This window comes from Microbacterium phoenicis, from assembly GCF_047302325.1.
Taxonomy (GTDB): Bacteria; Actinomycetota; Actinomycetes; order Actinomycetales; family Microbacteriaceae; genus Microbacterium.
Genome location: NZ_CP154849.1, coordinates 1,788,711 through 1,808,247, shown reverse-complemented (window position 1 = coordinate 1,808,247; position 19,537 = coordinate 1,788,711). Strand labels below are relative to the sequence as shown.

Here is a 19,537-nt window from a genome sequence, read left to right as displayed (position 1 = left end):
CAGCACCGGGACCGTATGGGTAGGCTGAAGACAAGCGAGTTGTGCGCGGCGAACAAGCGCGCCCTCGCTCGATCCCTCCTTCCTGGCACGATCTGCCAGGCGACGAAAGGCCTCTTGTGACTGTCAACGATCAGGATCCGTACTCGCAGGGCCCGCAGGACAGCGACCCGGAAGAGACGTCGGAGTGGCAGGATTCCCTGCGCCAACTCGTCGACGCCCGCGGAGCGAGCCGCGGCCGCGAGATCATGCTGAGCCTGCTGCAGAGCTCGCGTGAACTGCACCTGGGCGTCCCGCAGGTCCCCACGACGGACTACATCAACACGATCCCCGTCGACAGCGAGCCCGAGTTCCCCGGCGACGAAGAGGTCGAGCGCCGCTACCGCAGCTGGATCCGCTGGAACGCCGCCCTCACGGTTCACCGCGCGCAGCGCCCCGGCATCGGCGTCGGCGGCCACATCTCCACGTACGCGTCCTCGGCGGCACTGTACGAGGTCGGCTTCAACCACTTCTTCCGCGGTCCGGATCACTCCAGCGGTGGCGACCAGGTCTTCTTCCAGGGGCACGCCTCCCCCGGCATGTACGCCCGCTCGTTCCTCGAGGGCGGTCTGACGACGCAGCAGCTCGACGGGTTCCGCCAGGAGGCATCCGCTGCCCCTCACGGTCTGCCGTCGTACCCGCACCCGCGCCTCATGCCGGACTACTGGCAGTTCCCGACCGTCTCGATGGGCCTCGGCCCCATCAACGCCATCTACCAGGCGATGACGAACAAGTACCTCACCAACCGCGGCGTCAAGGATCTCTCCGACGCGCACGTCTGGGCCTTCCTCGGCGACGGCGAGATGGACGAGGTCGAGAGCCGCGGTCAGCTGCAGGTCGCCGCCAACGAGGGCCTCGACAACCTGACCTTCGTCGTCAACTGCAACCTGCAGCGCCTCGACGGCCCCGTCCGCGGCAACGGCAAGATCGTGCAGGAGCTCGAGAGTTTCTTCCGCGGTGCCGGCTGGAACGTCATCAAGGTCGTCTGGGGCCGGGAGTGGGACGACCTGCTCTCCCGCGACACCGAGGGCGCTCTGCTGAACCTCATGAACAGCACGCCCGACGGCGACTTCCAGACCTACAAGGCCGAGAACGGCGCGTACGTCCGTGAGCACTTCTTCGGCCGCGACGAGCGCGCCGCCGCCCTCGTCAAGGATTACTCCGACGAGCAGATCTGGAACCTCAAGCGCGGCGGCCACGACTACCGCAAGGTCTTCGCGGCGTACAAGGCCGCCATGGAGCACAAGGGCCAGCCGACCGTCATCCTGGCGAAGACCGTGAAGGGCTACGGCCTCGGTCCGCACTTCGAGGGGCGCAACGCGACGCACCAGATGAAGAAGATGACGCTCGACGACCTCAAGCTGTTCCGCGACCAGATGCACATCCCGCTGACGGACGCCCAGCTCGAGGAGAACCCCTACGAGCCGCCGTACTACCACCCGGGCGCCGAGGACGAGACCATCAAGTACATGGTCGAGCGTCGTCGCGCGCTGGGCGGCACGCTCCCGCAGCGTCGCAGCACGCACACCTCGCTGAGCCTTCCCGACGACAGCGTCTACGCGCTGCCGAAGAAGGGGTCGGGCACGCAGGAGGTCGCCACCACGATGGCGTTCGTGCGACTGCTCAAGGACCTGCTGCGCTCGAAGGACTTCGGCCACCGCATCGTCCCGATCATCCCCGACGAGGCACGCACGTTCGGTATGGACGCGTACTTCCCGACGGCGAAGATCTACAACCCGAACGGGCAGAACTACACGTCCGTCGACCGCGAGCTGCTCCTGGCGTACAAGGAGAGCCCGCAGGGCCAGATCATGCACGTCGGCATCAACGAGGCCGGCGCCCTCGCCGCTTTCACCGGTGTCGGCACGTCCTACGCGACCCACGGCGAACCGCTCATTCCGGTCTACGTCTTCTACTCGATGTTCGGCTTCCAGCGCACGGGCGACGCCCAGTGGGCTGCCGGCGACCAGATGGCACGCGGGTTCATCATCGGTGCCACGGCCGGCCGCACCACCCTCACGGGTGAGGGCCTGCAGCACGCCGACGGCCACTCGCACCTGCTCGCGTCGACCAACCCGGCGACGGTCTCGTACGACCCGGCCTACGGCTACGAGATCGCGCACATCGTGCAGTCGGGTCTCGAGCGCATGTACGGCGGGGAGCACGAGGACCCGAACGTCATGTACTACATCACGGTCTACAACGAGCCGATCGTCCAGCCCAAGGAGCCGGAGGATGTCGACGTCGACGGCATCGTCCGCGGCATCCATCGCGTCTCGACCGGTGAGGGCGAGGGCCACCGCGCCCAGATCCTCGCGTCGGGCGTCGGCCTGGCGTGGGCTCACGAGGCGCAGAAGCTCCTCAAGGACGACTGGGGTGTCGTGGCGGACGTGTGGTCGGTGACCAGCTGGACCGAGCTCCGCCGCGACGGTCTCGCCGCCGACGAGCACAACTTCCTGCACCCGACCGACGAGCCCAAGACGGCCTACATCACCGACAAGCTCCGCGACTCGGAGGGCCCGATCGTCGCCGTGAGCGACTTCATGCACGCCGTCCAGGACCAGATCCGCCAGTGGGTGCCCCGCCGCTACGCGACGCTCGGTGCCGACGGCTTCGGCTTCTCGGACACGCGGGCCGCCGCCCGCCGTCAGTTCAAGATCGACGGCCCGTCCATCGTCGTGCGCACCCTGCAGGCCCTGGCCGAGGACGGCGTCGTCGACCGTGGCCTGTCGGCGCAGGCCATCGAGAAGTACCGTCTGCACGACGTCAACGCCGGCACCTCCGGCAACGCGGGCGGCGAAGCCTGACCCGCGCGATGACCGAACGGCCGACCGCCCAGGAGAAGGCGGAGACACTCGCGTGGCTCCGCCGGATCTCGGGTGATCTCGCGACCACGACGCTCCGGAGGCTCGAGGAGTACCTGCCCTGGTACGCCGAGATGCCTCCGGGCCGCCGGTCGGCCGTCGGTCTCGTCGCGCAGTCGGGCATCTCGTCGTTCGTCGACTGGTACGACGACCCGAACTCGACGCCCTGGATCGCGGCCGACGTCTTCGCATCGGCCCCGCGCGAGCTGCTCCGGAGCATCAGCCTCACCCAGACGCTCCAGCTCATCAAGGTGACGGTCGAGACGACCGAAGAGCGGGTCGCCGGACGGGGCAACGGACTGCGCGAGAGCATCCTGCTCTACTCGCGCGAGGTGGCTTTCGCCGCGGCGGACGTCTACGCCCGCGCTGCGGAGGCACGCGGCTTGTGGGACGCCCGCCTCGAGGCGCTCGTCGTCGACTCGATCCTGACGGGCGAAGCGGATGAAGAGCTCCCGAGCCGCATCGCTGCCCTCGGCTGGCACGGCCACGGCGAGGTCGCCGTCCTCGTGGGCACGACTCCTCCGCAGCTCGACGTCGACCAGGTGCGCCGAACCGCGCGCAAACTCGGCGTCGACGTCCTCATCGGCGTGCAGGGCTCCCGTCTCGTCCTCGTCATCGGTCGCGCCGACCAGGCCGGGCGAGAGGATGCCGAGGAGCTCCCGTTCACCGAGATCGCGACCCGCCTCGAGCCGGGGTTCGGGAGCGGTCATCTCGTCCTCGGCCCTACGGCGCCCGCCCTCCTGGACGCAGGCGTCAGCGCGCGCGCTGCTCTCGCGGGCTTCGCGGTGGCGAAGTCCTGGCGGCACGCCCCGCGTCCCGTGGATGCGGACGACCTGCTCCCCGAGCGCGCACTCGCGGGTGACCCGCTCGCGAAGGCGACCCTCATCGAACGCATCTACCGGCCCCTGCAGTCGCACTCCACCGATCTCGTCACGACCCTCTGGAGCTACCTCGACAACGGGCGTTCTCTCGAGGCGACGGCGCGGGAGCTCTTCGTGCACCCCAACACGGTCCGCTACCGCCTGAAGCGCGTTTCGGACGTCATCGGGTGGGATGCCACGGGGCCGCGTGAGGCGCTGATCCTCCAGACGGCGCTGATCCTCGGATCTATCGGCGGCGATGTGACCCGCCGCCGCGCCGTGCGCCGCACCTGATCTCCTGTACGACTCGAACAAACGAATCGCGCTTTCTTGTGCGCGGACCGACAGCATCGCCGACGCGAACTTGCAAGGATGGACATCGTGATCATTGCCGTCTTCCCGGGCCAGGGCTCTCAGACCCCCGGGTTCCTCACACCGTGGCTCGAGACCGAAGGGACGCGTGAGCTGCTCGAGCAGTACTCCACGTACGCCGAGGTCGACCTCGTCGCCGCCGGCACCGAGTGGGATGCCGACCGCATCCGTGACACGAAGGTCGCCCAGCCCCTCATCGTCGCCGCGAGCCTCCTCTCGTGGCGTGCGCTCGTCGATGCCGGCCACCGTCCCGATGGCGTCGCGGGTCACTCCGTGGGCGAGATCGCCGCGCTCGTCGCCGCGGGCGTACTCACCGAGGAAGACGGAATGCGCCTCGTCGGCATCCGCGGGCGCGCCATGGCCGAGGCCGCGGCCCTCGAGGAGACCGGCATGAGCGCCGTCGTGGGCGGCGACGAGTCCACCGTCCTCGCACGCCTGGAGGACCTCGACCTCACCCCGGCCAACTACAACGGCGGTGGTCAGATCGTGGCCGCCGGCGCGCTCCCCGCTCTCGCAGAGCTGACCGCTGAGGCACCCCGCGGCAGCCGGGTGATCCCGCTGCAGGTCGCCGGCGCATTCCACACGCGCTACATGGCGCCGGCCGTCGACACCCTCCGCTCCGCGGCAGCCGAGGTCGCGGCATCCGATCCTTCCCTGACACTCTGGAGCAACCGCGACGGCGGCACCGTCTCGGACGGGCGCGCCGCGCTCGACCTCCTCGTGGCGCAGGTCGCCAACCCCGTCCGGTGGGACCTGTGCATGGCGTCGTTCGCAGAGAACGGCGTCGCCGGCATCATCGAGCTCGCTCCCGCTGGCACCCTCGTCGGACTCGCCAAGCGCGGGCTGCGCGGCGTACCGTCTGTTGCGGTGAAGACGCCCGAGGACCTCGCCGCCGCGAACGGCCTCCTGACCGGAGAGAACGCATGACCCCCCAGCTGATCCAGCCGACCGGCGCGGCCCACACCCGCATCTACTCCTACGGCGCCGCGCGCGGTGAGAACGCGGTCCCCAACGAGGACCTGATCGAGCCGATCAACTCCAGCGACGAGTGGATCCGCCAGCGCACCGGCATCATCACGCGTGTGCGGGCGGATGCCGACACCTCGGCGATCGATCTCGCGGCCGACGCCGCCGCCGAGGCCATCGAACGCTCAGGTATCCCCGCCGACAAGATCGACGCCGTGATCGTCGCCACGATCTCCAACCCGAAGCAGACGCCCTCGGTGTCGGCCATCGTCGCGGACCGCGTCGGCGCGAACCCCGCGGCCGCCTACGACCTGAACGCAGCGTGCGCAGGATTCGCCTACGGCGTCGCGCAGGCCGACGCCCTCATCCGTGCAGGTGCCGCGCACTACGCCGTCGTCATCGGCACCGAGAAGCTCAGCGACGTCGTCGACCCGACCGACCGCTCGATCTCGTTCCTCCTGGGCGACGGCGCGGGCGCTGTCGTCGTCGGGCCGAGCGAGACTCCGGGTATCGGCCCCACCATCTGGGGATCGGACGGGTCGAAGGCGGATGCCGTCGGCATGAACCACACGCTGACCGAGTTCCGCGACGGAGTCGCCCCCTGGCCGACGCTCCGCCAGGAGGGTCCCACCGTGTTCCGGTGGGCGGTCTGGGAGATGGTCAAGGTCGCTCGCCAGGCCATCGAGGCCGCGGGCATCACCCCCGACGATCTGGCGGCGTTCGTGCCGCACCAGGCCAACATGCGCATCATCGACGAGTTCGCCAAGCAGTTGAAGCTGCCAGACACCGTCGTGATCGGCCGCGACATCGAGACCACGGGCAACACGTCCGCGGCATCCATCCCGCTGGCGACCCACCGTCTCCTGGAAGAGCACCCCGAGCTCAGCGGCGGACTCGCCCTGCAGATCGGTTTCGGCGCCGGGCTCGTGTTCGGCGCTCAGGTCGTCGTCCTCCCGTGACGACCGCCCTCCCCCACCTAAACTGACTAGCGGCCCGGCTGGGCCCGACCACCACAGAAGGAGAAATCCCATGGCATTCACCAACGACGAGGTCCTCGCCGGCCTGGCCGAGCTCATCACCGACGAGACCGGCATCTCGGCCGACGAGGTCGCGCTCGAGAAGTCCTTCACGGACGACCTCGACATCGACTCGATCTCGATGATGACGATCGTCGTCAACGCCGAGGAGAAGTTCGGCGTAACCATCCCCGACGACGAGGTCAAGAACCTCAAGACCGTCGGCGACGCCGTCACCTACATCTCGTCCAACCAGGCCTGATCCGCGCGTCCGGTGGGGGTCCGCCCCCACCGGAGCAGCACGAGGGAATCATGAGCAACACGCGAATCTTCGTCACCGGTATCGGTGCGACCTCCCCCATCGGCGGCACAGCGAGCGAAAGCTGGGAGGCACTCCTCGCCGGAGTGTCCGGCACCCGCACGCTCGAGCACGACTGGGTGGAGCAGTACCAGCTGCCCGTCACCTTCGCCGCTGAGGCGAAGGTTCGGCCCGAGACGGTCCTCGACCGTCCCGTCGCCAAGCGCCTCGACCCGTCATCGCAGCTCGCGATGGTCGCGGCGAAGGAGGCCTGGGAGGACGCCGGCGCGCCGGAGGTCGACCCCGACCGGCTCGGCGTCGAGTTCGCCACCGGCATCGGCGGCGTCTGGACGCTGCTGGATGCGTGGGACACGCTGCGCGAGAAGGGCCCGCGGCGCGTCATGCCCATGACGGTCCCGATGCTCATGCCCAACGCCGCGGCAGGCAACCTGTCGTTGCACTTCGGCGCGCGCGCCTACGCCCGCACGTTCGCGAGTGCCTGCGCGTCGAGCACCGAATCGATCGTCAACGCTCTCGAGCACATGCGCGCCGGTCTCGCCGACATCGTGATCGCCGGTGGCACCGAGTCGGCGATCCACCCGATCACGATCGCGTCCTTCGCCTCCATGCAGGCGCTGTCTCGTCGCAATGACTCACCGGAGACGGCATCCCGCCCCGGCAGCATCGACCGCGACGGCTTCGTCATGGGCGAGGGGGCTGCCGTCCTGATCCTCGAGACAGAGGAGCACGCGAAGGCGCGCGGCGCGAAGATCTACGCCGAACTCGTCGGCGGCGGCGTGACGGCGGACTCGTACCACATCACCGCCAACGACCCCGAGGGCACCGGTGCGGCGCGAGCTGTCCGTCTCGCGCTCGAGATGGCGGATGCCTCGCCCGACGACGTCACCCACGTCAACGCGCACGCGACGTCGACCCCCGTCGGAGACCCGAACGAGTACGTCGCCCTCAAGGCCGTCTTCGGCGACCGCGTCGACGAGCTGCCGGTGTCCGCCACCAAGGCGTCCACCGGTCACCTCCTCGGCGGCACGGGCGCGCTGGAGGCGATGTTCACGGTGCTGGCGCTCCGCGATCGCGTCGCTCCCCCGACCATCAACATCACAGAGCCCGACCCGGCCGTCCCGTTCCGCCTCTCCGGCGACACGGTCGCCCTCGGCGACGGCGACCAGCTGGCCATCAGCAACTCGTTCGGGTTCGGCGGCCACAACGCCGTCGTCGCATTCCGCTCGGTCTGAACCGAACACGACGAACGCCCCCGGGAAGCCACCGGGGGCGTTCGTCGTTTCAGATCAGGCGGGGCGGTAGCCGCCCCGGTCTCCGGGAAGCCGTCCGAAGCCGGTCGAGGCCCGCTCACCCCGCCTGAAAACCCTTCGTTCGTGGAGTGTCGACTCGCGTGGAGTCGTCTCAACCGACCTTGTGGAGCCAGACGACGGGGGCGTCGTCGCTCGCATGGCGGAACGGCTCGAGCTCCTCGTCCCACGACGCGCCGAGCGCGACGTCGAGCTCCCGCTGCAGTTCGCTCATGTCGCCGGCGGCGATCTCCATGGCGTAGCGGATGCGATCCTCTCCCACGACGACGTTGCCGGAGGCATCCGTCTGCGCGTAGTGGATGCCGAGGCTCGGAGTGTGGAGCCAACGTCCGCCGTCGCTGCGCGGCGTCGGATCCTCCGTCACCTCGTATCGCAGGTGCTCCCACCCGCGCATCGCGGTGGCGAGGGCCGCGCCACTGCCCACCGGGCCCTCCCAGTAGAACTCTGCGCGGCGACTGCCGGGCTGGACGGGCTGATCAGCCCAGTCGAAGCTGACGGCATGCCCGAGGGCACGACCAGCAGCCCACTCGAGGTGGGGGCACAGCGCGCGTGGCGCGGAGTGGATGAAGATCACTCCGCGCGCGTGAGGTGTGGCCATCGATCTCTCCGTTCGTTCAGGTACGTCTTCCCCTACGACCTGATGGAGAGTGCTGGCCGGATATCCGGTTGTGCGGCTATTATCGCTCATCCGGAGGTCGAATCACAACCGTGTAACACCAGGTCGCACAGCATTCGTCAACCCCGTGGGCCGTGCGATGTCGCGGGCGCAGGCTGAGGCCCGACGAAAGGAACATCATGAGCGACAACACCCCGCACACGCGCGACGCCGACGACGCTCACGCCGACGACGCTCCTCCCACCGATGCCGTCAGCGACGAGGTGAAGAACGATGCCGCCCGCGCCGGTGACGAGGTCACCGAGGAGGATGACGAGAATCCCTGACGCGCCGGCATCCCTCGGCGCGCTCGGTCGCGCGCTGCAGCTTCTTTTCCTCGCGTTGCAGGGGGTGCGCTCGCCGCGCCCCACCCATCCGCGTGGGCTGGTCCTGGGTGGCGACGTCCTCTGGGGAGATCGAGACCGTGCTTCCGGAATCGAGTGGATCCGTTCGCGCTCCTGAGCCTGAATTCCCGCGGAGGAGACTCGGAGGTCCGCTTCGACGCGGGGAGGAATGCGCTGCCTGGTGCACGGATGTATCGCTGGGTGAATGCCGTCCGGCAGCCGTCCTACGACGCCGTCCAGCGTCGGAACCCGTAGGGCTGTCAAGCCCCTGCGGGTTCAGTGCCGTCAGGGCGTTCGATGTGCACGTCGAAAGGAGACATGATGAGCGATTCCATCCCCGACAAGCCCAGCCAGGCCGAAGGTGACGTCGGCGACGACGACATCACGGCTGCCGAGCAGGAGAGCGACGAAATGGAGCCGGACGCCGAGGCCGGCTGAATCAGCGTGACAAGAACGCCCCTGCCCTTCTATCAGGAGCAGGGGCGTTCTTGTTACGTCTCGTCGCGTGCTAGCCGTGTAGGGCGGGTGGGACTTGAACCCACGATCGTCGGGTTATGAGCCCGCTGCCTTGACCAGCTTGGCCACCGCCCCCTGTGCAGACGAGCCTAGCGTTTGCGTCGGTCGTCGTCCTTCACGGGCGGGTCGGGCCACACCTTCGCCACTGCTTCCGTGATGCGCACCGAACCCGTGGAGGGCTGCGTCCCGTCCGCATCGCCGCTGCCACGAGTGATGGGGATCTCCTGGCTCTCGCTCACCACCTGCGGGTGGTAGCGGGCCAGCTGGAACACCCCGGTCACGGCGAGGGCGCCGGCGACGGCGAACCCGATGTAGGCGCCGAACGGTGCGCCCTGAGCCTCATTGAGGACCGCGAGCCCGATCACGATGGCCACGATCGGATCGATCACCGTGAGGCCCGCGATCACGAGGTCCGGCGGTCCGGACGAATACGCCGTCTGGACGAAGTACGCGCCCATCGCGGTGCCCGCGAGCAGCGCAACGACGCACAGTACGGTGAGCCACTCGAAGTCGCCGTTCGAGATGCGGTTGATGACGACCTTCGCGAGCGTGGCGACGAATCCGTAGACCACGCCGGCGGCCACGATGTAGAAGAGCGCCCGCATCCGCTTGCGAAGCGTGCCCCAGAGCACGCCGAGAACGACCACGACGCCCAGGAGGATGAAAAGAACGGTGAGGAGCTGGCCATCGCTGATCGGGCGCTCGGTGGCGTACAGGGCCGCCACCGTGACGAAGATGAAGATCCCGCCCACGCACAGCACGATCGACGTGATCGACCGCCGGGTCGGCTTGTGTCCGCTGATCCGCGCGTTGAGAAGCGTCGTGATCACCAGCGAGATCGCGCCGATCGGCTGGACGAGGATCAGCGGCGCGAACGACAGCGCCGCCAACTGACAGACGATCGCGAGCCCCAGCATGACGGTCCCGAGAACCCAGGACGGCCGGGTCAGGAGCCGGACCAGCTGACCGCCGGTCAGCCCCGAGACGCCGGCCTGCGCCGTGAGCCGCTCGACCTTCTGCACGCCGCGGTGCTGATACTGCGCACCGAACGACATGAAGACCGCACCGATGACGGCCAGCGGGATGCCGATGAGGATCGCCGGGTTCCCGAACACACCCACCAGCTCATCGGTGAGATCGTTGATCGGTGTTCCGGCATGAATCACGCCTCGACGATACCGGGCTCGAGCCTCGTTAGGCTTCTGACGTGGCCGTACTTCCGATTCGCATCATGGGCGATCCCGTCCTCCACTCCGTCGCCGCTGCTGTTCCGGAGGTGACCAATGAGATCCGCACCCTGGTCGCCGACATGTTCGAGACGATGGACACCGCCCCCGGCGTCGGCCTCGCCGCTCCCCAGGTGGGGGTCGGACTGCGCATCTACACCTACTCGTATCAGGACGACGACGGCGCCCCCTGGCGGGGCGTGATCATCAACCCCGAGCTCTGGATGTCTCCTCCCGAACCCGGCTCCCCCGATCCGGACGACGAGTCGGAGGGATGCCTGTCGTTCCCCGGAGAGCGGTTCCCGCTCCGCCGCGCCGACGAGGTGCTCGTCACCGGGACCGACCTCGACGGCGCCGAAGTCCGCATCCGTGTCGACGGCTGGCGCGCCCGAATCATGCAGCACGAGTTCGACCACCTCAACGGCATCCTCTACATCGACCGGCTGTCGGACTCCGATTGGAAGACGACGCAGAAGATCGCGCGCAAGCGCGGCTGGGGCAAGCCGGGACAGAGTTGGATGCCGGGCGTCGACGACCTCGACGCCTGAGGCGCCCGCGTGGAGCCGTGGGAACTGCACGGGTGGTTCGAGGAGTACCTCGACGCCTGCAACCGACATGACCTGACCGCCGTTCGCGCATTCCTCGATCCCGCGGTCCGCAGGGCGCACCTGGCCGCGGGGGCGGATGCATGGATCGACGACCTCGCGGACCTGTTCCACGGCTTCCCGGACTGGCGATGGAAGACGATTCAGCTCGTCGCGGAGGATGACCGCATCGCCGCGCACCTGCGCGGCAGCGGCACGCACACCGGGCCGTGGCGCGGCATCCTGCCGACGCGCCGTCACGTGAACGTGGCCGAGTTCCAGTTCCTCCGGCTCGAGCGAGGTCGCATCGTGGCGTCCAGCGGCTCCGGTGACGCCGAGGTGCGAGCGCTGCTCACGGCGTGAGGCTCAGCGCGCGGCCGGATCCAGGGCGTCCGTCGTTCGCGTCAGAATCATGATGGCCAACGGGACCGCGGCGATGGAGAGCAGCTCCCCCACCAGCGACGTGGCCATCACGGCACGGTAATCCGACAGGCTTTGGGCACTCCACGACAATCTGCCGGACAGCCCCACGAACGCCGTCGAGGCGATCCAGAGGCCCCACCAGGTGCCCAGGATCCCGGCCGTCAGGTTGGCGCGCGAGGCCACCACGAGATCCTTCACGTTCTGGAAGGGGAACCACCAGGAGACCACGGGGATGAGCCACGAGACGACGTGCCAGACGGGCGCGCGCCGGACGGCGGTCGGGTTCGCAGCGCGGACGCGGACTGCGGCGCGGTACTGCCACACCAGCCAGCAGATCCCTGCCGCCAGCAGGAGCGCCGACGACCCGAGGCTGCCCGGCACGGAGAGCCTGTCGTAGAGCTCGAGATCCGAGACCGGCGCGACCCCCCTGTCGAACGCCTCGATGGCGACGAGCCCCCACGCCTCGACAAGAACGGCGAAGAAGGAGAACACCGCGCCGACCATGAGGAGGATGCGGGTGGCACCCGCGATGCCACGGAGAGGTCGAACGATCGCGGGCGTCGGCCACGACGCCGGCGCAGCAGGCGGGGGTGTGGCCGACCACTCCCTGCCGTTCCAGTACCGCAGCTCGTTCCCGGCGTGCGGCGCCGGGTACCACCCGGCAGGCGCGCTCGTATGATCCGTCATCGTGATTCCCCCCACGTGCTCCTGCAATCCGCTCTGCACACTATCGGGTTCAGGTCGCGGTACCGTCACGTCATGGACCGAGCGCGCACGAGGATCCTCACCGAGATCGAGCAGAGCCTGGACCCCGGCGAATCAGTGGTCGCCGCGCTCCACACGTCCAACGGCGATGCGGGGCACGTGCAGCCTCACGAGGGGGTCCTCGCCGTCACTGATCGGCGGCTGCGCTTCCGCGGGAAGAGCGGGTGGACCGGTCGGCAGGTTCGCGACGAGACTTTCCCGTACTCCGAGATCCGAGACCTGGCGTTCTCCCGCATCGATGTCACCTCCTCAGCCGGCACATACGGCCGGATCATCACGAAGGGTCGTCTCGCCCTGACCTGTGGCGGCGTCTCCTGGGTGTTCGAGCGTCAGGGCCTTGTGGCCGTGGCGGACGATCGGGATGTCGAGGCGCTCGCCGACGAGATCGAGTCGCGGATCCGTGTTCTGGATACGCCTCCTGCGGAGGCGTGACGCAGCGACCGCGGGTCGCGTCGAACGACGAAAGCCCGGACCTCGCGAGGTCCGGGCTTTCCGTGGCTCCCCGGCTTGGACTCGAACCAAGAACCTATCGGTTAACAGCCGATTGCTCTGCCAATTGAGCTACCGAGGATCAGTCACCCGTCACCGGGCAACCACACAATCGTAGCAAAGCCCGAGGGGTGCTCGTGACATCAGCCGCCGATGCGTGTCGCCTCGTCGGGGGTCCAGAGAACGTCGTCCAGAGTCCGCCCGACACCGACGGGGTGCCCCGCACGCAACACGAGAACCTGCGCCTCGAGATCGGTCACGAGCTCCCTCTCGTTCGTCACGACCAGCAGCGCCATACCCTCCGCCGTGCGCCGCAGGAGGGCGTCGCGGACAGCGGGACGGACGTCCACGTCGAGATTCGCATACGGTTCGTCGGCGATGAGCACTTTCGGGTCGAGGACGAGGCTGCGGGCGATCGCGACGCGCTGACGCATACCCGAACTGAGCTCGTAGGGGTACTTCTCCGAGGCGCCGATGGGCAGTTGCAACTCGTCCAGGAGTGCGGCGACGCGGAGGGCGAGCGCGCGCTCGTTGACGCGGCGGTCGCGCGCCGTGATGGGTTCGGCCACGATCTCGGCGATCGTCAGCCTGGACGGCAGCGCCGAGTTGACGCCCTGCGCCAGGTGGCCCGTCCGGTAGCTGCGGATGCGGCGTGCACGACCACGGGCGCGCAAGGATATCCCGGCGACCTCGCCTGTGCCGCCGACCATGCGGAGATCACGGTGGTCCGCGCCCGCGAGACCCGACGCGAGGCTCGACTTGCCCGAACCGGTCGCGCCCATGACCGCGACCGTCTCACCGGGCAATATCCGCAGGGATACCCCGTCGACGACGCGGGTGTCGGCGGAGAGCCGGGCGATCGACAGATCCGAACAGAAGATCGCGGCATCCGCGTCGGTCAATCGAGGCATGCGATCCATCCTCATCCTTCCGGGCACGCGATGCCAGTTCAGCCCCGCTGCCTCCAGCCACGCACGAACGGGATGTCGGAGGTTGGTGCGAGAGTGGAGGCATGACGGAAGCAGCGGAAACCCCCGATGGTGAGCCGTATCTCGCCGCCATCGCGGGCATCGTCGCGGACGTCGAAGACGTAGGCCGCCAGATCGCCGCGGGGCAGATCGCGGAGCTTCGTGCGCTTGCAACCGCGGGGTGGTTGGCGGACGAACAGGGCGCGCCCCGGAACGCGAGAGTCCAGGTGCACGACATGGTGCTCCGGTCGATCTCTGCCGAGGTCGCCGGAGCGATGCGGATGACCGACCGGGCCGTGCAGCGTCGGATCGGCGAGGCTCGGACGATCATCGAAGGATTCCCGGCGTCGGTCGCTGCGTGGGAGTCCGGGCGGATCGTCCGGGGCCATGTGAAAGCGATCGTCGACGCCGGATTGAACTTGCCCGGCGAGATGTGGGCTCAGTTCGAGGCGATCGCCATCGAACGCTGCGACGGGCAGACTCCGAACCGAGTCCGGGGTGAGCTCGAGATCCTCGCGCACCGGATGCACCCGCGATCGTTCGCGGAACGGCATGAAGAGGCAGCCGCCGGCCGGTGCGTGCGACTGGTGCCGGGGCGGGATGGGATGAGCGATCTCATCGCAACCCTTCCGACGGTGATCGCGGAAGGGATCCACGACCGGCTCGCTCAGCAGGCACGCGCGATCATCGACACCCGAGACGAGCGCGCGTCCGGCGAGGACGCCGACGTTGTCGCGACCGACGCGCGCTCGACCGATCAGGTCCGGGCGGACGTGTTCGCCGACCTGCTCCTCGCGGGTACCCCTGCGCTCGATGACATGCGTGACACGACCGCCGGACCCCTCGGCGCGATCCGGGCGAGGGTGCAGGTACTCGTCCCCGCCGCGACGCTCACCGGTGCAGACGACGGGCCGTGCGACCTGGCCGGCCGCACGCCGATCGACCCCGCCACCGCCCGCGCACTCGCCGGGGCGACGCACATCTGGGAGCGCCTGTTCCACGACCCCACCACCGGGGTTACCGTGTCGACCGATTCGTACCGCGTGCCGTCCGGGATGCGCCGGTTCTTGCAGGCCAGGGATCAGCACTGCCGGTTCCCCGGATGCCGCGTCGCGGCGATCCGGTGTGAGGTCGACCACACCCACGACCACGCCCTCGGCGGGAAGACAGAACTCTCCAACCTCGCTCACCTGTGCCAACGGCATCATTCGATGAAGCAATTCACCGCCTGGAGGGTCCGACAACTCAAGGGTGGTGTCCTGGAATGGACCTCACCCCTCGGCAGGACCTACCGCGAAGACGCCCCCACCCCGGCCGTCGCCTTCACCCCTGCCACAGCCCATCCCGAAGACCCGGCACCCTTCTGAGTGCACGTGCCGTCCGAGAGGACGCGCACCCTCAGTGCTCGAGTTCCACGTGCCGACGACCTTCGGGTCTTCGAGGGTCAGATCGAGTCGGCCAGCGTCCGCCGTCGCTGATCGAGGTCTCGGAGGGCGACGCGGACGGCGCGACCCTGCTCGGACTCCGCGGAAACACGCTGAACCTCACCGAGCAACTCGGCCTTCTCGCGATCCATCGCACGGAGCCGTAGGCGCTGGCACATCGCACGCGCGGACGTCTTCGCTTCGATCTCCGTCAGGGCCGGGAAGGACGAGGTCAGCAACTCCGCGGCGAGTCCCCGGTACGGCTCACGCGTCGCATCGACCGCCGCCGTCGACCACCCCACGCGCGACCGGTCCGGTTGCGCGATGACCGCCTGCCGGACCGCCTCGAGCGCGGGATGCTCCATGGGGATCTGGAGCGCGGCATCCACCTCACCGGCATCCAAGACATGCCCGTACTGCAGGACGCCCATCAGCGCGTCACGCTCGAGGGTCGCGCTCGCGGTGCGCGGCAGACTCGCCATCGTCACCCGGACCGGAGCCGCACCCTCGTCAGGTGTCTCAGCCGGAGCGGGACCGCGCTCGCGGGGCGCATGGCTGCCCCGCGCGGCCCGCTCTACGGCCGGCGTCACCTCGCCCAGGTCCATTCCGAGCTTGCGCGCCAGAACGCGGGTGTATCCCGGCCGCAGCGACGGGTCGCGGATCTCGGCGACGATCGGGGCGGCGGCGCGCAGCGCACCGACGCGACCTTCGACACTGCGCAGATCAAACCCCGCCAGCTTCTGGTCGATGACGAACTCGAACATCGGAGCTTTCGCGTCCATCAGCGCCCGCACGGCACCGTCGCCCCGGTTCAATCGCAGGTCGCAGGGATCCAGGCCGTCCGGCGCGACGGCCACATACGTCTGGGCAGCGAATCGCTTTTCATCGGCGAAGGCGCGCAGTGCCGCCTTCTGGCCCGCGGCGTCCGGGTCGAAGGTGAAGATCACTTCGCCGGCCGCGCTGTCGTCGCCCATCACGCGTCGGAGCACCGTGATGTGGTCCGAGCCGAACGCCGTCCCGCAGGTGGCGATCGCCGTCGTGATGCCGGCGAGATGGCACGCCATGACGTCCGTGTAGCCCTCGACGACCACGACGCGGTGAGACCGCGACACGTCCTTCTTCGCGAGGTCGAGGCCGTACAGGACCTGCGCCTTCTTGTAGATCGGCGTCTCGGGGGTGTTCAGGTACTTCGGGCCCTGGTCGTCGTCGTAGAGCTTGCGCGCACCGAAGCCGATTGTCTGCCCAGTCAAGTCTCGGATCGGCCAGACCACGCGACCTCGGAACCGGTCGTACACCCCGCGCTGCCCCTGCGAGACGAGGCCCGCCGTCGCGAGCTCCTCGTCGCTGAATCCCTGGGCGCGGAGCGCGTCGCGCATGTTGTTCCAGCCCTTGGGCGCGTACCCGACACCGAAGTGCGCGGCCGCCCCGGCGTCGAAGCCCCGCTCGCCGAGGAAGCGACGCCCGGCATCCGCCTCAGCCGTCGCCAGCTGCGAGCGGAAGTACTCGGCGGCCGCCGTGTTCGCCTGGTAGAGGCGCGTGCGCCCACTCGTCTCGGGTGCCGCACCGCCGTCCTCGTAGTGCAGCTGGTAGCCGATGCGCGCGGCCAGACGCTCGACGGCCTCCGTGAACGTCAGGTGGTCCATGTTGCGCAGGAACGAGTAGACGTCACCCGACTCGCCGCATCCGAAGCAGTGGTAGTACCCCGCCTGAGGCCGGACGTTGAAACTCGGGCTCCGCTCATCGTGAAACGGGCAGAGCCCCTTCATCGACCCGACGCCGGCAGACTTCAGCGCGACCCGCTCGCCGACGATGTCGACGATGTTGGTGCGCGCCTTCACCTCGTCGACGTCCGCTTGACGGATGCGAGCCATCAGAGACCTTCGATCGGTTCGGGCAGCGCGTACCCGGGGTTCGCGGCGACACGCGAGCCCGCGGGCCACAGGCCGAGTTCGCGCAGGTCGACAGGACCGACCAGCGCGGAGTGCCATTCGATGGCGAACCGGTCGGTCAACGTCGCTACCTGGTCGACGACGACCCGCTTGCGCTCGGCATCCGTCTGCGCCGCAGCGAAGTCGACAGCGTGGATCCGGTCGAGGTGTTCGGGGCGCTCAAGCAAAGCCGACGCAAGCCGCTTCAGCACGCGACGCTGCTCCTTGTAGAGCCCCTTGCGACCGTCGATCGACACGACGAACGCGCCGATCGTGCCCTTCAGGACCGCCATCTCGGCCTCGATGACGCGCGGCACGATCATCCGACCGCGATAGCGCGTCAGCGCCGGGGTGTCGTAGTGCTCACGCGTCGCGGCGGTCGCGGCCCGCGCGAAGCGGCCGATGAAATCGGATGTCAGGTTCTTGAGGCGTGCGACCGAGGCGCGCGTCCCGTCGAACTCCGTCATCCACTCCGGCAGGCGCACCAGACGGTAGAGCGCATCGGCGAGCTCGTCACGGCTGAAGCCGAGGCCCACCCACGCCTGGATCGCCGTCAGCAGCGACTCGCGCTCGCGGCTGTCCGCGAGGCGCCGAGGGTCGAGGTAGCCGTTGAGCACCGCATCCTCGAAGTCGTGCACCGAGTAGGCGATGTCGTCGGAGAGATCCATGACCTCGGCCTCGATGCACCGCACCCGGCCGGGCGCACCCTGCCGCATCCAATGGAAGATCGCCTCATCCTCGGCGTACACACCGAACTTCTGCCGCCCACCCGGGTCGGGGATGGCGTGATCGGCCGTCCACGGGTACTTGCAGGTCGCGTCGAGGCTCGCACGGGTCAGGTTGAGGCCGAAGCTCTCACCGTCGTCGTCGACGACCTTCGGCTCGAGCCGCGCGAGGATGCGCAGCGACTGCGCGTTGCCCTCGAAGCCGCCGATGTCCTCAGCCCACTCGTTGAGCGCACGCTCGCCGTTGTGTCCGAAGGGCGGATGCCCGAGGTCGTGGCTCAGGCAGGCGGTGTCGACCACGTCGGGCGAGAGCTCGAGCGCGATCGCGAGTTCGCGGCCGACCTGCGCGACCTCGAGCGAGTGCGTCAGTCGGTTGCGCGCGAAGTCGTCGGGACTCGCGGGGCTCAGCACCTGGGTCTTCGCGGCCAGGCGACGGAATCCGGCGGAGTGCAGCACTCGCGCCCGGTCGCGCGCGAAACCGTCGCGAAGGGAACGGTGCTTCTCGGGATGGAACCGCTCGGCGTCGTGGTCGTCGTAACCCGTGGGACGTCCGGCGGCGACCCCCACGCTCGCGCCGATCACCGTCTCAGCCGCCACTGGTGTCGAGCTCCGCATCGGCGAGGGCGGTGGATGCCGCGTGTCCGATCTCGCGCGAGTCCAACCAACCGTCGGGCAGGGCGGGTCGCTTTGGCGTTCCCGCACGCCCGCGCTGGCCTTCGGCGGCCGCGCCGGGGTACGGCGCCTCGAGGTCGAGGGTCGCGAGCAGTTCGTCGATCTCCTCGAGGCTCGACACCGTCGCGAGCTTCGCGCGGAGGTCACCACCCACCGGGTACCCCTTGAAGTACCAGGCGACGTGCTTGCGGATGTCGCGGCAGCCGCGGTCCTCGCTCTCGAAGAACTCCACCAGGAGTTCCGCGTGGCGTCGGAAGGCCGCCGCGACGAACCCGAGCGTCGCGTCGACGGGATCGGCAGCGTGGCCGGTGCCGAGCTCGCGCGCGAGGTCACCGAAGAGCCAGGGGCGGCCGAGGCATCCGCGTCCGACGACGACCCCGTCGCAGCCGGTCTCGGCCATCATCCGGCGAGCGTCCTCGGCCGACCAGATGTCGCCGTTGCCGAGGACGGGGACGCTCGTCACCGTTTCCTTCAGCTTCGCGATCGCGGACCAGTCGGCGTGCCCGGAGTAGAACTCGGACGCCGTCCGCGCGTGCAGCGCGACGGCGGCGACGCCCGCGCCCTCGGCGATCCGGCCGGCCTCGAGGTAGGTGAGGTGGTCCGAGTCGATGCCCTTGCGCATCTTCACCGTCAGCGGGACGGGACCCGCGGCCTTCGCGGCGCGCTCGACGATCTCGCGGAACAGCTCGGTCTTCCAGGGCAGAGCCGCTCCCCCGCCCTTGCGGGTCACCTTCGGGACGGGGCAGCCGAAATTGAGGTCGACATGATCCGCGTGGTTTTCTTCGACGATGATCCGGACGGCAGCCTCAACGGTGGCCGGGTCGACGCCGTAGAGCTGGATCGACCGCGGCGTCTCGGACTCGTGGTGTCGGATGAGGCGCATGGTCGTGGCGTTCCGCTCGACGAGCGCGCGAGTGGTGATCATCTCGCTCACGTAGAGGCCGGCACCGTATTCGCGGCACAGGCGTCGGAAGGCGGTGTTGGTGATGCCCGCCATCGGCGCCAGCACGACGGGCGCGTCGAGGGTGATGGGCCCGATGCGCAGCGGCGCGGGCGGAGCGAGGGTCGTGGACATATC

Annotated in this window: 18 protein-coding genes and 2 tRNA genes; 11 read left to right on the top strand and 9 right to left on the bottom strand. The window is 69.0% G+C overall.

Annotated features, from left to right (window positions below; translation table 11 throughout):
* Window positions 1-116: 116 nt before the first annotated feature.
* From aceE to ABCU91_RS08840, 6 genes are all read left to right on the top strand, one after another.
* Complete coding sequence (gene aceE / locus ABCU91_RS08865) at window positions 117-2,843, top strand: pyruvate dehydrogenase (acetyl-transferring), homodimeric type (protein WP_406924337.1); 2,727 nt, start codon at window positions 117-119, stop codon at window positions 2,841-2,843.
* Between the two features lie 8 nt (window positions 2,844-2,851).
* Window positions 2,852-4,054, top strand: a complete 1,203-nt coding sequence (locus tag ABCU91_RS08860; protein WP_413353435.1) for a PucR family transcriptional regulator — start codon at window positions 2,852-2,854, stop codon at window positions 4,052-4,054.
* An 87-nt stretch (window positions 4,055-4,141) separates the two neighbouring features.
* The gene (locus ABCU91_RS08855; protein WP_413353434.1) at window positions 4,142-5,059 is read left to right on the top strand and encodes an ACP S-malonyltransferase; all 918 of its coding nucleotides are present in this window, start codon (window positions 4,142-4,144) and stop codon (window positions 5,057-5,059) included.
* Window positions 5,056-6,057 (top strand): beta-ketoacyl-ACP synthase III, encoded by a 1,002-nt coding sequence (locus ABCU91_RS08850; protein ID WP_091353294.1) that lies wholly within the window; start codon window positions 5,056-5,058, stop codon window positions 6,055-6,057. The genes ABCU91_RS08855 and ABCU91_RS08850 overlap by 4 nt, the downstream gene beginning before the upstream one ends.
* Window positions 6,058-6,127: 70 nt before the next feature.
* Entirely contained in the window at window positions 6,128-6,376 is a 249-nt protein-coding gene (locus ABCU91_RS08845) for an acyl carrier protein (RefSeq protein WP_065570643.1), read from the top strand.
* Between the two features lie 50 nt (window positions 6,377-6,426).
* Window positions 6,427-7,665, top strand: a complete 1,239-nt coding sequence (locus tag ABCU91_RS08840; RefSeq protein ID WP_406924340.1) for a beta-ketoacyl-[acyl-carrier-protein] synthase family protein — start codon at window positions 6,427-6,429, stop codon at window positions 7,663-7,665.
* A gap of 169 nt (window positions 7,666-7,834) precedes the next feature.
* On the opposite strand, the gene ABCU91_RS08835 is transcribed toward ABCU91_RS08840, so the two are convergent.
* Window positions 7,835-8,338: a DUF3145 domain-containing protein gene (locus ABCU91_RS08835; protein WP_065570645.1), complete on the bottom strand. Its 504-nt coding sequence runs from the start codon at window positions 8,336-8,338 to the stop codon at window positions 7,835-7,837.
* A 197-nt stretch (window positions 8,339-8,535) separates the two neighbouring features.
* Here ABCU91_RS08835 and ABCU91_RS08830 point away from each other — a divergent pair, with 197 nt between their 5' ends.
* Window positions 8,536-8,682 (top strand): hypothetical protein, encoded by a 147-nt coding sequence (locus tag ABCU91_RS08830; protein WP_413353433.1) that lies wholly within the window; start codon window positions 8,536-8,538, stop codon window positions 8,680-8,682.
* 574 nt (window positions 8,683-9,256) lie between these two features.
* Here ABCU91_RS08830 and ABCU91_RS08825 read toward each other — a convergent pair.
* Window positions 9,257-9,330, bottom strand: a tRNA-Ile gene (locus tag ABCU91_RS08825).
* Window positions 9,331-9,344: 14 nt separating this feature from the next.
* Window positions 9,345-10,421: a DMT family transporter gene (locus tag ABCU91_RS08820; RefSeq protein ID WP_406924342.1), complete on the bottom strand. Its 1,077-nt coding sequence runs from the start codon at window positions 10,419-10,421 to the stop codon at window positions 9,345-9,347.
* A 41-nt stretch (window positions 10,422-10,462) separates the two neighbouring features.
* Here ABCU91_RS08820 and def point away from each other — a divergent pair, with 41 nt between their 5' ends.
* Window positions 10,463-11,029, top strand: a complete 567-nt coding sequence (gene def, locus ABCU91_RS08815; RefSeq protein WP_413353432.1) for a peptide deformylase — start codon at window positions 10,463-10,465, stop codon at window positions 11,027-11,029.
* A gap of 9 nt (window positions 11,030-11,038) precedes the next feature.
* Entirely contained in the window at window positions 11,039-11,428 is a 390-nt protein-coding gene (locus tag ABCU91_RS08810) for an ester cyclase (protein WP_406924344.1), read from the top strand.
* A gap of 3 nt (window positions 11,429-11,431) precedes the next feature.
* Here ABCU91_RS08810 and ABCU91_RS08805 read toward each other — a convergent pair whose 3' ends face one another.
* Window positions 11,432-12,175 (bottom strand): DUF4328 domain-containing protein, encoded by a 744-nt coding sequence (locus ABCU91_RS08805; RefSeq protein ID WP_413353431.1) that lies wholly within the window; start codon window positions 12,173-12,175, stop codon window positions 11,432-11,434.
* Between the two features lie 72 nt (window positions 12,176-12,247).
* On the opposite strand from ABCU91_RS08805, the gene ABCU91_RS08800 reads away from it, so the two are divergent.
* Window positions 12,248-12,685 (top strand): hypothetical protein, encoded by a 438-nt coding sequence (locus tag ABCU91_RS08800; protein ID WP_413353430.1) that lies wholly within the window; start codon window positions 12,248-12,250, stop codon window positions 12,683-12,685.
* Between the two features lie 63 nt (window positions 12,686-12,748).
* On the opposite strand, the gene ABCU91_RS08795 is transcribed toward ABCU91_RS08800, so the two are convergent.
* A tRNA-Asn gene (locus tag ABCU91_RS08795) sits at window positions 12,749-12,824 on the bottom strand.
* Between the two features lie 61 nt (window positions 12,825-12,885).
* Window positions 12,886-13,653, bottom strand: a complete 768-nt coding sequence (locus ABCU91_RS08790) for an ATP-binding cassette domain-containing protein (RefSeq protein WP_406924346.1) — start codon at window positions 13,651-13,653, stop codon at window positions 12,886-12,888.
* Window positions 13,654-13,754: 101 nt separating this feature from the next.
* Here ABCU91_RS08790 and ABCU91_RS08785 point away from each other — a divergent pair, with 101 nt between their 5' ends.
* Window positions 13,755-15,077: a DUF222 domain-containing protein gene (locus ABCU91_RS08785; protein ID WP_413353429.1), complete on the top strand. Its 1,323-nt coding sequence runs from the start codon at window positions 13,755-13,757 to the stop codon at window positions 15,075-15,077.
* 77 nt (window positions 15,078-15,154) lie between these two features.
* Here the strand turns inward: ABCU91_RS08785 and dnaG are convergent, their stop codons facing one another.
* From dnaG to dusB, 3 genes are read right to left on the bottom strand one after another with little or no spacing between them, the layout of a single operon-like run.
* Window positions 15,155-17,005 carry a DNA primase gene (gene dnaG / locus ABCU91_RS08780; protein ID WP_413353428.1) on the bottom strand — a complete coding sequence of 617 codons (1,851 nt, stop codon included), beginning with the start codon at window positions 17,003-17,005 and terminating at the stop codon, window positions 15,155-15,157.
* A complete protein-coding gene (locus ABCU91_RS08775) occupies window positions 17,005-18,402 on the bottom strand; it encodes a deoxyguanosinetriphosphate triphosphohydrolase (RefSeq protein ID WP_413353427.1) in 1,398 nt (465 codons plus the stop codon). Before ABCU91_RS08775 ends, dnaG begins: the two co-directional genes overlap by 1 nt.
* Entirely contained in the window at window positions 18,374-19,534 is a 1,161-nt protein-coding gene (gene dusB, locus ABCU91_RS08770; protein ID WP_413353426.1) for a tRNA dihydrouridine synthase DusB, read from the bottom strand. Before dusB ends, ABCU91_RS08775 begins: the two co-directional genes overlap by 29 nt.
* Window positions 19,535-19,537 lie beyond the last annotated feature (3 nt).

Bases quoted from the DNA above. Each gene is read 5' to 3' on its own strand.
- ABCU91_RS08775 (WP_413353427.1), bottom strand. From the start codon at position 18,402: ATGCGGAGCTCGACACCAGTGGCGGCTGAGACGGTGATCGGCGCGAGC.
- ABCU91_RS08850 (WP_091353294.1), top strand. From the start codon at position 5,056: ATGACCCCCCAGCTGATCCAGCCGACCGGCGCGGCCCACACCCGCATC.
- ABCU91_RS08845 (WP_065570643.1), top strand. From the start codon at position 6,128: ATGGCATTCACCAACGACGAGGTCCTCGCCGGCCTGGCCGAGCTCATC.
- dusB (WP_413353426.1), bottom strand. From the start codon at position 19,534: ATGTCCACGACCCTCGCTCCGCCCGCGCCGCTGCGCATCGGGCCCATC.
- ABCU91_RS08830 (WP_413353433.1), top strand. From the start codon at position 8,536: ATGAGCGACAACACCCCGCACACGCGCGACGCCGACGACGCTCACGCC.
- ABCU91_RS08785 (WP_413353429.1), top strand. From the start codon at position 13,755: ATGACGGAAGCAGCGGAAACCCCCGATGGTGAGCCGTATCTCGCCGCC.
- ABCU91_RS08840 (WP_406924340.1), top strand. From the start codon at position 6,427: ATGAGCAACACGCGAATCTTCGTCACCGGTATCGGTGCGACCTCCCCC.
- ABCU91_RS08835 (WP_065570645.1), bottom strand. From the start codon at position 8,338: ATGGCCACACCTCACGCGCGCGGAGTGATCTTCATCCACTCCGCGCCA.
- ABCU91_RS08860 (WP_413353435.1), top strand. From the start codon at position 2,852: ATGACCGAACGGCCGACCGCCCAGGAGAAGGCGGAGACACTCGCGTGG.
- ABCU91_RS08790 (WP_406924346.1), bottom strand. From the start codon at position 13,653: ATGCCTCGATTGACCGACGCGGATGCCGCGATCTTCTGTTCGGATCTG.
- ABCU91_RS08800 (WP_413353430.1), top strand. From the start codon at position 12,248: ATGGACCGAGCGCGCACGAGGATCCTCACCGAGATCGAGCAGAGCCTG.
- dnaG (WP_413353428.1), bottom strand. From the start codon at position 17,005: ATGGCTCGCATCCGTCAAGCGGACGTCGACGAGGTGAAGGCGCGCACC.
- ABCU91_RS08805 (WP_413353431.1), bottom strand. From the start codon at position 12,175: ATGACGGATCATACGAGCGCGCCTGCCGGGTGGTACCCGGCGCCGCAC.